A 13721-nucleotide genomic window follows, 5' to 3' on the forward strand; every position below is an offset into this window, starting at 1 on the left:
GGTGTCGACCGGCGGTGCGTACGGGCCGTCGGTGTCGACCGGCAGCACCCGTGGAGACTGTCAGAGCGGGTACGAGCGTCTCTCCGCGCGTGGTGGTGCCGGTTCCCGTGGTCGACCGGTTCGGTCAGACCGGTTCGCCGAAGGCGTACATCGTGTTCTGGCCGGTGATCTCGACCTCGAGGAAGTCGCCGGGTTCGATCCCGTGGTCGTCGGCGTGTTGGACGATCACCTGCCGGTACGCCGAGTCGCGACACTTCACGGAGTCGGCGGTCCCCTCCTCGACGACCAACACCTCGTGACGCTCGCCGACCATCTCCTCGTAGGCCGCCTCGACGATCTCCCGCTTGGCGGTGCTCATCTCCTTCGAGCGCTCCTTCTTGATCGTCCCGCCGAGCCCCTTCATCTCCGCGGCGTCCGTGCCGGGCCGCTTCGAGAAGCGGGTGACGTTCACCTTCTCCGGGCGCACCTCCCGCAACAGCGCCATCGACTGCTCGTGGTCGTGGTCCGTCTCCGTCGGGAACCCGACGACGAAGTCCGTCGACAGCGTCCAGTGGTCCAGTCGCTCGTCGAACGTCTCGACGATCTCGACGAACTTCTCGACGCGGTGTTGCCGGCGCATATCTTCCAACACGTCGTCGCTGCCGGACTGCACCGGGAGGTGGATGAAGTCGTACAGTTCCTCGTTGCGGGCGAACACGTCGGCCAACTCCTCGCGAATGCCGTGGACGCCGCCGGGGTTCGCCATCCCGACACGCACTCGGAAGTCCCCCTCGATGTCGCAGATCCGGTCGAGCAGCTCCGGGAGCTTCCGCTCGTCGTCGTCCCACCCGTAGACGCCGGTGTCCTGGCCGGTGACGCGGATCTCGCTGGCGCCGGCGTGGACCAGCGCCCGCGCCTTGTCGACGTTCTCTGCGACCGGCGGGGAGTCGATCCGGCCGGTGGCGAACTTGGTGATACAGTACGAACAGTTGCTCATACAGCCGCGAGCGATGGGGAGGATCCCGACCTCGCCGTCGAGGACGGGCTCGGTGCCGTCGGTGGTGGTCGGACACTCCCCGTTGCGGATCGCCGTCGGCACCTCGTCCCAGTGGAGCACCTGCGCGTCCACGTCCGCCTCGGCGAACTCCTCGCCTTGGGCGAGTGCCATACAGCCGGTGACGATCAGGTCGGCGGCGGTGTCGTCCAACTCCTCGGCGCGCCGCAGCATGTTCCGCTCCGTCTTCTCGACGACCGTACACGTGTTGAGGATGGCAACGTCGGCCTCCTCGGGGCCGTCGGCCGGCCGGTGGCCGCCGTCCCGGAGCGACCGCTCGATCCGGCGGCTCTCCCCCCGGTTCGAGGTACAGCCGTAGGTCTCGATGTGGTAGGTCGCCATTCGAGTGCTCACGAGTAGTGGAGCGGCGCGAATGAGGGTTGCGGTGTGGGTCGCACCGGGTACGGGGCGTCGATCGCCCGAGACTCACCGCCGCCGTCGGTAGTCGAGCCAGAACAGCCCGGAGAACGTCCCGAAGAACACGAGCACCTGGACGAGTCGCGGGAGCGACTCCGGTTCCGCCGGGCGGTCGAACAGTACCGCGGTCACGACACCGGCGACGACGAGCGAGACGAACAGACTCCCGAACGTCACTGCGAGCGCCACTCGCGGCGGTCGATCCCAGTCCACACTACTCGATTCGGGCGAGCGGGGCGTGAAGTTTCCGACGTGTCTCGCCGTGAGAGACGGGAGTGCCATGCTGGTCGGGTGGGGACTACACGAAGCCGGTACGCCCGGGATACCGACACGGCTCCGCCCGTGGTACCGTCCGAATACGCGTCGGCTCTCACAGTGTGAGACTGTGACTGGGGATTTTGATTCCTCGCGCCAAGTGACTGGGACGTGTTCCAGCTGACCCCTTCGGACGCCGACCTGTTCTGGTATCTGAGTCGGGTCGTGTTCGTCGGCGGGTTGGGTTACATGCTGATCTTCGCGTTCGGCGGGGAGCCTCTCCCCTCGACGGGCGTCGACTTCTGGCTGGGTGTCGTCGCACTCGCCCTGGTCCCGACGTTGGAACACCTCTCCGACAGCACACCGCTCCACGAAGAGATCGACTTCGACGACGAGTGAGTCTCTCCTCGGGGCTCTGGTGGCACTCCGTCGGTCGTGCCAGCCACCCGAGTCCCGGCCGCGGTGTGGGGACACCCCGTCGGAACGCCCCCGACCCGAAGACGGCCGTGTTCCTCCGACCAGTCTGTGAGACCTCCTCCTCGTGTCTCGCGGCGGGTAACTTCGAGTCGACTCCCCGAACGTTCAAGCGGCGGGCGCCACCACGAGACGGACGTGAGTACCACGGTGCGGATCGTGAAGACGGCCGACGTGCTCGGGGGTGACCCGCGACTGGAGGGGACGCGAGTGGGCGTCTTCGAGGTCGGGTCGGCGGTCCGAGACGGCGGCCACCCGCCGGAGGCGGTCGCCGAGGAGTTCGGTATCGACATCGAGCAGGTGGCGGCGGCGCTGCAGTACTACGACGATCACCCGGAGCTGATGGACACCCTCCGGACCCAACGGCGCGCCCGCCGCCTCGCCACCGAGGAGCGTGCCGACGACGAGTGAGGTGGTTCGTTGCGGACGGCGACCGCCCGAGCGACGCGAGTCGTCACCCGTCCGGTCCGCGGAACTGTCTCACACACCTGGGAGAGGACTTTTGACCCTCACCGCGACGCAGTAGACGAGGATGTTCCCCGAACTGATCGAGACCGATCGCCTCCGCCTGGAGCGTCACGACCGCGCCGTCACCCCGCGACAGTTCTACGCCGCCGGCGGTGCCGGCCAGTCCGAGACCGTCGCCGAGGAGACGGAGTACGTCTCCTGGGAGCCACACCCACACCCGAAGGAGAGCCACGACGTGCGCGAGCAGTTCCGCGAGCAGTGGGAAGAACGCGAGGGACTCGTCTACGCCGTGGTCCCGAAAGCGACGGAACCCGGCGGCGAGCGGTACGCCGGGAGTGCCGGGCTCGGGCTCGACTGGGACACACAGACGGCGACACTGGGCATCTGGCTCCGGAAGCCGTACTGGGGTCGTGGCTACTCCGGCGAGCGCGCGGCGGCGCTGGCGAGTCTCGCCTTCGACCGCCTCGACCTCGAGTTGGTCGCCACGGAGGTGCTCCCGGCCAACGAGCAGTCGCTGCGCGCCGTCGAGAAGTACGTCGACAGGCTCGGCGGCCACCGCGAGGGGCGCTTCCGGAACCGGATCGTCCCGGAAGGTGGCGACGGCCCGTCGGACGTGTACCGCTTCAGTGTCTCGCGGACGGAGTACGAGGCGGCCGTCGGCGACGAGTCGCTCGCGACGTTCCACGACGAGTTGGCCGAGCCGACGCTCGCCGGCGTCGCTCCCGACGACGCGACGTGGGTGCCCGACGAGGACGGCGAGGACGGAGAGACGACTCGAAACTGATCCGTCTGGCGGCGACTCCCGGCAGGTGAGACCGTCGCCGCGACCCGACACGTCGAAGTCGCTCCGGGCCGAACCGCGGGTATGAACGAGTCGGGACTCCAGGCGCTGGTCGACCAGCCCACGTTCCGGGAGCGTGTCGAGACCGGCACGTACCCGTCGTGGGTGCGCGACCACTGGGAGAGCTTCTACGAGGGGCTCACCGGGGAACACGACGGCGAGCCGTTCCCGTGTTTCTTCGGCAAGGAGTCTGTCGAGGCAGGTGACCCGCTGTACACCGTCGTCCCGTCGACCACGGACCCGGACGCACTGCTGGGGCTCCGCGACACGCTGCGGGAGTACCTCGCCGTCTGGGACGACCACAGCAAGCGGGCGTCGCTGGTGACGTTCTTCCGACCGCCGGAGCGGGAGCTGTCGGAGGCGGACTACCACGAGCGCCTCTGGCACGTGCTCCAGTTCCTCCACGTCCACGACCCCGAGCCGTGGCCCGAGGAGTTCCCCACCGATCCCGACGACCCGTACTGGGAGTTCTGTTTCGACGGGGAGCCGATCTTCCCGACCTGTCGTGCGCCGTTCTACGAGGACCGGCAGAGCCGTTACTGTCCCGTCGGGTTGGAGATCACCTTCCAGCCACGGGCGCTGTTCGAGGGGATGGGCGTGACCGGCGACACCGCGGCCGGCGAGCGGGCCCGCGAGACGATCCGCGAGCGGGCCGAGGCGTACGACGGCGTCTGTCCCCACGCGGATCTCGGCGACTGGGGTGTCGAGGGGGACCGCGAGTGGCGCCAGTACATGCTGGAGGCGGACGCCGACCAGTCCCCAGACCAGTGTCCCGTCGAGGTGACGCGTGAACACCCGAAGGTCGACCCGGCGTTCGACCCGGTCGCGGGGGCACCGGCCGAGACGGACGGTGGCAGCGTGGGTGAGGAGTCGTGACCACGCCGGCGCTCGTCCTCGTCGACTTCCAGGTCGGGTTCCACGACGAGCGGTGGGGCGAGCGGAACAACCCAGACGCCGAGTCGCACGCTCGGGAGTTGTTGGCCGCGTGGCGCGATCGCGGGTGGCCGGTCGCACACGTCCGCCACGACTCGACGGAGCCGGACTCGCCGCTCCGCCGCGGCGAGCCGGGGTTCGCGTTCCTCGACGGACTCGGCCCGCGAGAGGACACCGCCGCCACGGAGGCGACGTTCACGAAGCGTGTCAACGGCGCGTTCGTCGACACGGAACTCGCGGGGTGGCTCGACGACCACGAAGTCCGAGAGGTGGTCGTCTGTGGGTTGACGACGGACCACTGCGTCTCGACGACGGTGCGGATGGCGGAGAACCGCGGCTACGACGTGCGTGTCGTCCGCGACGCGACGGCGACCCACGCGCGGACACTCGACGGAGAGACGATCCCGCCAGAGACGGTTCACCGCACCGCACTCGCTCACCTCGCCGGAGAGTTCGCGGCCGTCGTGACGACCGAGACGGTGCTCGCCGAGGCGACCGCGTAGCGGAGTCACCCGCTACTCCGACTCGCTCCGGCCGACCGGCCGAGCGAAGTCACTCGCTACTCCGTCTCGTCTCCGTCGAGCGGCCGCGCGACCATCTCGCCCCAGTGTTCGAAGCCGTGGTCGCGGTAGAAGGCCCGAGCGCGCTCGTTCTCGCGGTCCACGTCGAGCACCATCCGGTCGAGTGGGAGCCGTTGGTCGCGCGCCACCTCGAGGGCGGCCGTCAACAGCCGGTCGGCCACGTCCGTCCCGCGGTACCGCGGCGCGACGTAGATCTCGTTGAGCACCGCGGCGTCCCAGACGAACGCCATCGACTCCGGCAACACGAAGACGTACCCTGCGATCTGGGTCGCCGATCTCGATTCGCCGGCAGGAGTGCTCTCGCCGCCGGCTTCCTCGTTCTCGACCGCCGCGAGCTGCACACACCGCGGATTCTCGTCGACACAGCGTTCCACCCACCCGAGCCAGCGGGTGCGGTAGTCGTCGTCGAGTTTCTCGTGGTAGGCGTCGCGTTTCGTCTCGCCGCCGGCCTCGCCCAGTCCCGTCTCGAAGGCGCGCTTCAGGTCCCAGAGTTCGTCCGCGTCCGCCGTCTCGTAGGCTCGAACGTTCACGACCACGCTCGGGACGCCGACGGATTCAAGCTTGCCACGGCGGCGAGTCGCGGGGCGGGAACGTCGGCGGAACTAGACGCGTGCCGCCACCCGACGATCCGGCGGTGGTTCCGACCGTCGCCCGTCTCACAGCGGAATCCCGACCAGTCGGTCGCCGAGCGTGGCGGCGGCCACGTCGGTGGTCCACCGTCGGTGAGCGTCCTCGCGGTCGGCCGGGGTGAGTCCGGTCACGAGCGTCCGCCGTGTCCCGTCGGTGAGGGTCCACGACACGACGCCGGTCTCGGCGTGTGCCACCACTCTCTCGTCGGCGGCGTAGACGAAGACCCCCTCGACACGCTCCGGCGCGGCCGTGTACGTTCGGAACGGTTCGTCGAACGGAAGGTCGTCTCGCCACCGTTCCGTACCGTCCCAGTCGACCGCGAGCACCGCTCCGTCGATCCCGAGTACCGGACCGGCCTCCGTCGCGGCGAGCGCGACGCCCGAGCGTCGCCAGCGCTCGTCACCGTCGGTGTCCCGGCAGACGACGGTCGCCTCGCCCGGCCGCCCGACCGTCGTGACGACGCCTCGATCTGCCACGGCCCCGCCGACTGCCGCCTCGCGAACCGCCGGTGTCGTGACGGTCCGGACGGCGGCGTCCGCTAACGAGAGGAAGACGACGGTCGCCGGGGGCTCGGTCGCATCGCGGTACTCCCAGTCGCCCGTCACGAGGTGGCCGTCGGCGACGTGGCCGCCGTAGCCGTCGACCTGCGCAGGGACCGTCCCACGACCGCGAACTCGTCCCGTCTCGGCGTCCACGACGACGACGCGGTCGCCACCCCACACCAGGAGTGTCTCGGCGGTCGGGGCCGTCACCCTCGCGTCGGTCGTTCCGTCCGGGAGCCGCGTCGCCCACAGCAGGCGGCCGGTTCGTGGGTCTCGGGCACGGAGTTCCGTCTCTCCGTCCTCTCCGAACCCCGTCTCCGTCCCAGTCGGCGTGGCGGAACTGGTCGTCTCGGGCTCTGTCGCCGTCGAATCCGTCTTCGGCGTCGCCGATCTCGTCTCGGTCGCGGCGGCCGACAGCGGCGCTCGCGGGGCACTCGCGTCCGCGAGCGTGACGACGGTCGCGGTCGCCTCGGCTCGCCAGACGACCTCCCGTGGTTCTCGGAGTCGCCACGACTCTTCACCGCTCCGGGCGTCGACACCGACGACGACCGGTTCCTCGGGCGTCTCGTCGCGCGAGGGGACGAGGACTACAGTTCCCTCGACGACCGTCTCGACGTGTGTCGACCGCTCTCTCCGCCACAACTCCGTCCCGTTCTCGGGGTCGAACACCCGTACGGTGTCGGTCTCGTCACCGAACCCGCTGTCCGCGACGAGGACACCCCCGCGGGGGCTCACGAACCGATCGTCGGGCAGGTCGAACGCCCAGACACGCTCGCCGGTGCGGGCGTCGACCGCGCGGTGGCGGTACCGGCCGTCGGTCGCGCTCGCGAGGACGAAGTGGCCCGCACCGTCGGTGTAGAGGCGGTCCAGATCCGGTGCGGCCACCGACCACGCGACGCCGTCCTGTGGCGTCGGCGAGCCGTCGAGTGCGGGGTTGACCGTCGGTGTCCCACCGCCGTCCGGAGCGGCGCCGCCGAGTAGTCCTGTACAGCCAGCGAGCGACGCGAGACCGGCGAGACCGCCGGCTCGCAGGAGGGCACGTCGTCGCACGCCGGTTCCCGGCGTGGCCACCGAATTAGCTGTTGTGGTCCGAGACGGAGCGCGAGGGGGCGAGCACGCTACCGCGGCACGCGCCGGTCACTCCCCGCCCGTCAGCCACAGTTTCGCGCTCACGACCGTCGCACCGGCGACGACGACGAGCAGCTGCCAGCCGGACCGCACCAGCGGGAACACCCGCTCGACGTCTTTCGGCTCCGAGCCGGCCGTCGGGTCGACACCCGTGCTGTAGTGAGTGTTGTCCGTCGTCTTCGGCTGGCTCCCGCCGCCTCCGCCACTGCTACCGCCGTCGCTCGGCGGCTCGGGCGAGAGGTCGACGAACGTCTGGACGAAGCCACGCTGGTTCGAGAGGATCGCGCGGCCGTTCGCGGTGTAGAACTGGTCGTGGACGGGCCACAGGAGGTTCGCGCCGTTGACCACGTAGTCGAGTCCGACCCCGGCGACGACGAATCCCACGATCGCGACGGCGGCCGTCCACCCGCCACCGGCACCGAGGACGCGCCGGACGGTCGACCGCGGGCGCACCCGCAGGTCCACGGCGAGCAGCGCGGCCGCGAGTCCCGGCAGGAGGAGGTTGTGTCCGAGCGAGCGGTGCGCGCCGCGGATCACGGAGCCGAAGAACACGTCGAGGTCGGGGACGACGGCGACGGCGAGGATCAGGAGGACGGCACGACGGTCGAAGTAGTCGTCCGGCAACAGCGCGGCCGCGAGCAGTCCGGCGAGTGCGACGTGGACCAGTGTCGAGGGCATCCGTGTCGGCGGTGGACGCCGACCGAGAAGTGGGTTGTGCCGGGTCGTGGGAGTGTACGAGGTGTCGAGACGTGGCGGACGAGCGGACGGACCCCCGTCTCGTCCCCGAGCTCAGCTGTACCGCTCCTCTTCCCACGGGTTCGCGGTGTTCGAGTAGCCGCGCTTCTCCCAGTACCCACGCTCCGGCTCGGTGAGGAACTCGACGCCTGTCACCCACTTGGCGCCCTTGTAGGCGTACTTGTGCGGGGTGACGACGCGCAGCGGCCCGCCGTGGTCCTCCGGGAGCGGCTCGCCGTCGTACTCCCAGACGAACAGTACCTCCTCGCGGTCACACTCCGCGAGCGGGAGGTTCGTCGTGTACCCGTCCAGCGCGTGGAACATGACGTGGACCGCGTCGCCGCGGACCCCCGCCCGCTCGGCCAACTCCGGGAACGTGACCCCGGTGAACGTGCAGTCGAACCGCGACCAGCCAGTGACACAGTGGAAGTCCTGCCGCTGGGTGACCGACGGGAGCTCGCGGAACTCGTCGTAGTCGAAGGTCAGTTCCTCCTCGACGGCACCCCACACGTCGAACTGCCAGTCTTCGCGGGTCCAGTCCGGCGTCCCGGACTTCGAGAGCACCGGGAACCGGTCCGTCTGGCGCTGTCCCGGCGGGAGTCGCTCGTCGCCGTACTCCCGGTAGAGGTCCGTCACGTCCGCGTCCGGCGTCGGCACGTCGCCGTCCCCCGACTCCGCCTCGCCGTCCGAGTCCGTACTCATACCTCTGCGTACGTCGGCTCCCACCAAAGCGTGTCGGAGCCGGACGCAGTAGTGGTCAGATATGCTCGAACCTCGAATGAGTTTATCACTCAGGAAGCCCCGATCCGTCGCCGGGCGGCTCCGCCGCCCGGCTGATAGCGAGACCTCCGGTCTCGCCCATCTCGCGGTCGCTCGGCCTCACGGCTTCGCCGTTCGGCATCGAGGCCTCACTCCGTTCGGCCTCGCACCCGACATATCGCGCCTCTCGCCACCGCCCGGCGCGATAGGGGCCGCCGAGACGATTAAAGTAGACGCGAGCGCCTCTACGGGAGAGCGAAGCTCTCCCGAGGAAACGGCGGCTCCGCCGCCGTGACCGCCCCTTCCAGCCCCACCCGAACCCGCCCCGCACCGCACCTCACCCTCCCCGGCCTCGTCGCTTGTGCCCGGCTCCGCCGGTTCGAGGCGCGGCGCAGCCGCGCCTCGCATGCTTCGCTCGCTCCTCCCTCGCGCGTTTCTCGCGCGCCACCCGCAACAGTCTGCTTATCTGAACACCACCTGTGGGGGTACCCTGAACTATTCCACGACCAACTCCCGCTTCTCGCGGACGCGCCGCGACTCCTCGGTAGACTCGCCGAGCAGCCCGCGTGCGGCGCGTTTCCCCCACTCGACGGCGGGCTGGGTGAACGTCTCGAGGTCGGCCAACTCCCCGTAGAGGATCGTCGCCGCCTCGAAGCCGTACACCAACTCACCCACCGACTCGGCGTCGAGACGGTCGAGTTCGACCCGGACGTTCTCCCGCCCCGCGGCGGCGAGACTCGCCTCCGTGGCGCGCAACTCCGCGTCCCGTAACTCCCCCAGCGTTGCGCCGTCGAGGTACGAGAGCCCCTCCAACTCCGCCGCCGGGAGCGGCGTGTCCGGCCCCTCGCACACGTCGACGAGCGTCACCAGCTTGTCGGCGGGACCGGCGCGGTACAGTTGGAGCTGTGAGTGTTGGTCGGTGACGCCCAGCGCCCGCGCCGGAGTCTGTCCGCGCCCGTCCTTCCCGAGCGACTCCGCCCAGAGTTGGGCCGTCCACTCGGCGAACCGTTCCAGCGACTCCGTGTACGGCATGATCGCGTTCACACTCGCGCCGCGCTCGGCCAGGGCGTACGCCGTCGCGCCGTAGGCGTAGCCGGGACACTCGAACAACGAGTCGGTCAACGAGTCGGCACCGGCCGCCCCGCCGGCCACGAGGCCGTCCACGTCGACCCCCAACAGCGCCGGGACGAGCAGTCCCACCGTCGACAGCGCCGAGAACCGCCCCGGGACCCCGTCCGGAACTGGGAGCGACGGCAGGTCGTGCGCCGCCGCCAACGACCGGAGGTTCCCCGATTCACCCGTCGTGACGACGGTGTGGTCGGTCCAGTCGACGCCGGCGTCCGTCATCGCCGCGCGGACGACGAGGAAGTTCGCCAGCGTCTCTGCGGTGGTCCCCGACCGCGAGACGACGTTCACGACCGTTCTGTCGAGGTCGACCGCGTCGAGTCGCCGTCGCACCCACGCCGGGTCGACGTTGTCTAGCGTCACGACCGTCGTGTCGGCGTCGGCAGCGAGCGCCTCGGCGAGCGTCGCCGCGCCGAGTGCGCTCCCACCGATCCCGACGGTGACGACCGCGTCGAGAGCGCCGGGGTCGTCCTCGCCCAGCGCCCGCTCGCGTGCCGCCCGTGCCGTCTCGCCGATCGCGGCCGTGTCGACGGTCTCCGGGAGCGCCAGCGCGGCGTACCCGTGGTCGCGCCGCTCGCGACCGCGCGCGATCCGCTCGTGAGCCGTCGCGACTCGCTCGTCCAGCGTCTCCAACTCCGCTCGCGTCAGTCCGAGCGCCCCGCCGAGGGCGTTCCCGATGTCGACGTGCACGTGTGGGTGGGCGGCGGCCGACACGAAAACCGTTGCCCACGCGTCGCGGCGGGCAACGCGGTGCTTTTCCGCTCGTGGACGCTATCGAACGTCGATGGCACACGACGGCGAGTCGCTCCGGACGGACGGTGGACGGGCGTACGGTGGGGTCCTCGGCGCGTTCCCGTACGCGGCCAGAGAGACGGACTCGTGGCTGTTCCGGTCGTACGTCGTCGTCGCCGGACTCGCAGCCGGCTTCTTCACGCTGATCTTCACGCTGGCGTTGATCCGACTGTTGGGTGCGACGGCCGGCGCGCGGTTCTCGATCGCCCGGGCGTTCGTCATCCTCGTCGGTCTCGGTGCGGTCGCGCCGCTCGTGACACCGGTGTTGCTCGTCGCTCGAACCCACCGGCGACGTATCACGCGACGCCGGGGGTACGAGTTCGGGCTCGCGCTCGCCGGCTACCTGTTCTTGTTCTCCCTGTACGGGCTCGTCCTCGCCGCGATGCCCGCCTCCTTCGAACTCGACGGCGAGACGGTGACGCGGCCGCCGACGGAGTCGGCCGGGCTTCTAGAGCCCGTCGTGGGAGCGCTGTACGCGCTACCGGCGGAGTTCTCGCTGGCCGTTCCGACGGCCGCCGCTGCCGTGATCGTCGGCGTCCACTACCTCCGGCGGTGACTGGTCGCGCGGTCGACGCCGCACCGGGACGACGAGACGGTACTCGCGACGGAACGACGAGACGGTACTCCCGACGGACCGACGAGTACGCTCGACAGCACGCCACAGCGCGGCCACGACGAAACGCCGAAACCGGCCGACCGTCTACGGCGGCGTATGACAGACGAGACTCCCGACGGGGAGACAGACGACGCCGAGTCCCTGGCGGCGGGGTTGGTAGAGGAACTGGACGGCGACGCCGCCGCGAGTGACGGGACCGACGGCGGCCAGAACGCGGAGGACGACGCGAACGAGCCGCCGGCAGACACCGACGGCGACGCGCTCGCCGGGACGTTCGTGGTCACACACGCCGACGACGACTCGGCGGTGTTGCGCGACGCCGACACCGGACAGGTCCACACGCTCTCGGCCAACGAGGGACTGACCGCGGACGAGGTGATCGAGGCGACCGTCGCGCCGGAGCCGCCGATGGGTGTCACCTACGAACTCCGGGACCTCCACGCGTCGCGGTCCGTACGAATCGAGGCCGTCCGGGAACCGCCGACGACACAGAGTCGCGAAATCGCCGCGGATCAGCCCGTCGGCGAGGTCACGCGACAAGAGCGCGCGGGCGACGGTGAACTCCACGTCCTGTCGGTTCCCGAGTCGGAGACGGAGTCGGCCGTCGATGACGTACTCGACGACCGCGAGACGCGACTCGTCCAGGCCGCTCGGGCCGGTGCGTCGCTCGTCGAGGTGCGCTCGGAACCGGGTGTCGTCGCCGTCCGCTACCTACCGTAGCGCGTCGTCGCCGTCCGCCACCTGCCGTAGCGGTCCGTCGCCGAGCGAGACCGCGTGTGGAGCGGCCCCGTCTCGGGGCCAGTCACTCCTCGGGTGCGGCGGCGCTCTGGACGAGCCACCCGCCGGCGACCCGTCCTTCGCGTTCGACGAGGTCGACGACGGTGTCGTCGGAGACGACCCCGCCACCCTCAACGACCTCCACGCGGAGGGTGAGGTCGAGACTGTCGCCACAACAGCCCACGTCGACGAACTCCTCGCGTTCGTCCCCGACGGCCGGCTCGTCGAACACGCGCCGGAGGTAGCCACGGAACCGGTCGGTGTCGATCTGTCGCCGCCCCCAGTCGGACAACTCGTCCGGGAACGAGACGACGAGTCTACTCGCAGTGCTCACACCGGACGTGTGTGACGCTGTCACTTGCCTCTGTCGGGACGGACGGAGACCAGTTTCCGTCGCCCTCGCGGACGGGAGAGTTAACTCATCGCGGGTCCAACCGAGGCGTAGATGACCGGGTCTGGCGCAGACGACGAGCGGGTGACTGCTGGGGGCGGGGGCGACGACACAGACGCGGGTGACGAGACCGGCGACTCCGACGGTGACGGCGTCGTCGGGAGTGACGGCGCCGTCGCGGCCGACGGGTCGGGTACCCCCGACGTGACGACGGCGAGCGACACCGACGACACGGAGGCGGCGATCATGCACGCCACCTACCGGGCGCTGTGTGCCAACGGATTCGCGGACACGACGATCTCGGCGATCGCCGACGAGTTCGCCAAGAGCAAGTCGCTGTTGTACTACCACTACGACGACAAGGAGGCGATCTTCGACGACTTCCTCGCGTTCCTGCTGGCGGAGTTGGAGGCCAACGTCGCCGCGGCCGAGACGGACGACCCGTACGACCGCCTCTGGGCCGTGATCGACCAACTGCTCCCGCCGGAGCTGGACGACGAGGGGCTCCGCTTCCGACGTGCGATCTCGGAGACACGCGCGAACGCCCCTCACTCCGCCGCCTATCACGACCAGTTCGCCCGCTCGGACGAGGTGATCCTCTCGCGGCTCGTCGAGGCACTCGAGGCCGGTGTCGAGAGCGGACGGTTCCGCGCCGTCGACTCCGAGGAGACGGCGGAGTTCCTCTACTCGACCGTCGTCGGTGGGCTCCACCGGGGTGTCACGCTCGACGACACGGAGCCGATCGAGCGGACGCGGACGGCACTCGAACGGTACCTCGACGACGCCGTGGTGGCCGACGACTGACCGCGAGAGACTGCGGCACGGCCGTTCGCGTCGTCTCTCCCGCGTCCCGTCACCCTCGACCCTTCTCGTCGTCTCTCTCACTCGTCACACCACTCCGCGGTCACCCGCGTCGCCCGCCCGGAGACAGAAGGCTTACACCGACCGAACGTTTAGTCAGTATCGCTGGGTCGTCCAGCACTGCCGACAGACGCACCCACCCATCCACTGTGCGTTCCCCGACCACCGCGTCGTCGGCGGCGTCGGGCCGTTCGCTGGCGGCGACGCCCGACACCGACGGGGTCGAGTCCCCGGCTCGGACCCGTCACCCCACCTCACCCCACCGGTCCGGGCCTGGTCCGGGCCGGTGGCACTTCTCTCCCCCGGTCGACGGTCACTCGTGGGAGTCGCTCGTCCGAGAGTCCCTCTGCCTGCGGCCGACAC

At 70.1% G+C, this 13721-nt stretch carries 16 protein-coding genes; 8 read left to right on the forward strand and 8 right to left on the reverse strand.

Annotation, left to right across the window (positions count from 1 at the left end):
• Positions 1–124 precede the first annotated feature (124 nt).
• A complete protein-coding gene (locus RYH80_RS13730) occupies positions 125–1375 on the reverse strand; it encodes a tRNA (N(6)-L-threonylcarbamoyladenosine(37)-C(2))-methylthiotransferase (RefSeq protein ID WP_370904445.1) in 1251 nt (416 codons plus the stop codon).
• An 84-nt stretch (positions 1376–1459) separates the two neighbouring features.
• Positions 1460–1663, reverse strand: a complete 204-nt coding sequence (locus RYH80_RS13735; protein WP_370904446.1) for a hypothetical protein — start codon at positions 1661–1663, stop codon at positions 1460–1462.
• A 213-nt stretch (positions 1664–1876) separates the two neighbouring features.
• Here RYH80_RS13735 and RYH80_RS13740 point away from each other — a divergent pair, with 213 nt between their 5' ends.
• The 5 genes from RYH80_RS13740 (at position 1877) to RYH80_RS13760 (ending at position 4924) form a co-directional block, all read left to right on the forward strand.
• The gene (locus RYH80_RS13740) at positions 1877–2104 is read left to right on the forward strand and encodes a hypothetical protein (protein ID WP_370904447.1); all 228 of its coding nucleotides are present in this window, start codon (positions 1877–1879) and stop codon (positions 2102–2104) included.
• A gap of 213 nt (positions 2105–2317) precedes the next feature.
• The gene (locus RYH80_RS13745) at positions 2318–2590 is read left to right on the forward strand and encodes a DUF433 domain-containing protein (protein ID WP_370904448.1); all 273 of its coding nucleotides are present in this window, start codon (positions 2318–2320) and stop codon (positions 2588–2590) included.
• Between the two features lie 121 nt (positions 2591–2711).
• Positions 2712–3431, forward strand: coding sequence for a GNAT family N-acetyltransferase (locus tag RYH80_RS13750; RefSeq protein ID WP_370904449.1), 720 nt, complete (start codon positions 2712–2714; stop codon positions 3429–3431).
• Between the two features lie 81 nt (positions 3432–3512).
• Positions 3513–4364: a YqcI/YcgG family protein gene (locus RYH80_RS13755; protein ID WP_370904450.1), complete on the forward strand. Its 852-nt coding sequence runs from the start codon at positions 3513–3515 to the stop codon at positions 4362–4364.
• Positions 4361–4924 carry a cysteine hydrolase family protein gene (locus RYH80_RS13760; RefSeq protein WP_370904451.1) on the forward strand — a complete coding sequence of 188 codons (564 nt, stop codon included), beginning with the start codon at positions 4361–4363 and terminating at the stop codon, positions 4922–4924. Before RYH80_RS13755 ends, RYH80_RS13760 begins: the two co-directional genes overlap by 4 nt.
• A gap of 56 nt (positions 4925–4980) precedes the next feature.
• Here RYH80_RS13760 and RYH80_RS13765 read toward each other — a convergent pair whose 3' ends face one another.
• From RYH80_RS13765 to RYH80_RS13785, 5 genes are all read right to left on the reverse strand, one after another.
• Complete coding sequence (locus tag RYH80_RS13765) at positions 4981–5532, reverse strand: GNAT family N-acetyltransferase (RefSeq protein WP_370904452.1); 552 nt, start codon at positions 5530–5532, stop codon at positions 4981–4983.
• A 126-nt stretch (positions 5533–5658) separates the two neighbouring features.
• The gene (locus RYH80_RS13770) at positions 5659–7224 is read right to left on the reverse strand and encodes an outer membrane protein assembly factor BamB family protein (protein WP_370904453.1); all 1566 of its coding nucleotides are present in this window, start codon (positions 7222–7224) and stop codon (positions 5659–5661) included.
• Positions 7225–7311: 87 nt separating this feature from the next.
• Complete coding sequence (locus RYH80_RS13775) at positions 7312–7980, reverse strand: metal-dependent hydrolase (RefSeq protein WP_370904454.1); 669 nt, start codon at positions 7978–7980, stop codon at positions 7312–7314.
• Between the two features lie 111 nt (positions 7981–8091).
• Entirely contained in the window at positions 8092–8739 is a 648-nt protein-coding gene (locus tag RYH80_RS13780; RefSeq protein WP_370904455.1) for a sulfite oxidase-like oxidoreductase, read from the reverse strand.
• Between the two features lie 552 nt (positions 8740–9291).
• Positions 9292–10611, reverse strand: coding sequence for a glucose-6-phosphate isomerase (locus RYH80_RS13785; RefSeq protein ID WP_370904456.1), 1320 nt, complete (start codon positions 10609–10611; stop codon positions 9292–9294).
• Positions 10612–10705: 94 nt separating this feature from the next.
• Here RYH80_RS13785 and RYH80_RS13790 point away from each other — a divergent pair, with 94 nt between their 5' ends.
• Together RYH80_RS13790 and RYH80_RS13795 are read left to right on the forward strand one after the other, a co-directional pair.
• A complete protein-coding gene (locus tag RYH80_RS13790) occupies positions 10706–11269 on the forward strand; it encodes a DUF8056 family protein (protein WP_370904457.1) in 564 nt (187 codons plus the stop codon).
• Between the two features lie 336 nt (positions 11270–11605).
• Positions 11606–12049, forward strand: coding sequence for a DUF5812 family protein (locus tag RYH80_RS13795; protein ID WP_370904729.1), 444 nt, complete (start codon positions 11606–11608; stop codon positions 12047–12049).
• A gap of 82 nt (positions 12050–12131) precedes the next feature.
• On the opposite strand, the gene RYH80_RS13800 is transcribed toward RYH80_RS13795, so the two are convergent.
• Positions 12132–12440, reverse strand: a complete 309-nt coding sequence (locus tag RYH80_RS13800; RefSeq protein WP_370904458.1) for a DUF7968 family protein — start codon at positions 12438–12440, stop codon at positions 12132–12134.
• 111 nt (positions 12441–12551) lie between these two features.
• Between RYH80_RS13800 and RYH80_RS13805 the strand changes: the two genes are divergently transcribed.
• Positions 12552–13301: a TetR/AcrR family transcriptional regulator gene (locus RYH80_RS13805; RefSeq protein ID WP_370904459.1), complete on the forward strand. Its 750-nt coding sequence runs from the start codon at positions 12552–12554 to the stop codon at positions 13299–13301.
• The last annotated feature ends 420 nt before the right edge of the window (positions 13302–13721 follow it).

It is taken from the genome of Halobaculum sp. MBLA0147 (genome assembly GCF_041361345.1).
GTDB lineage: Archaea > Halobacteriota > Halobacteria > Halobacteriales > Haloferacaceae > JAHENP01.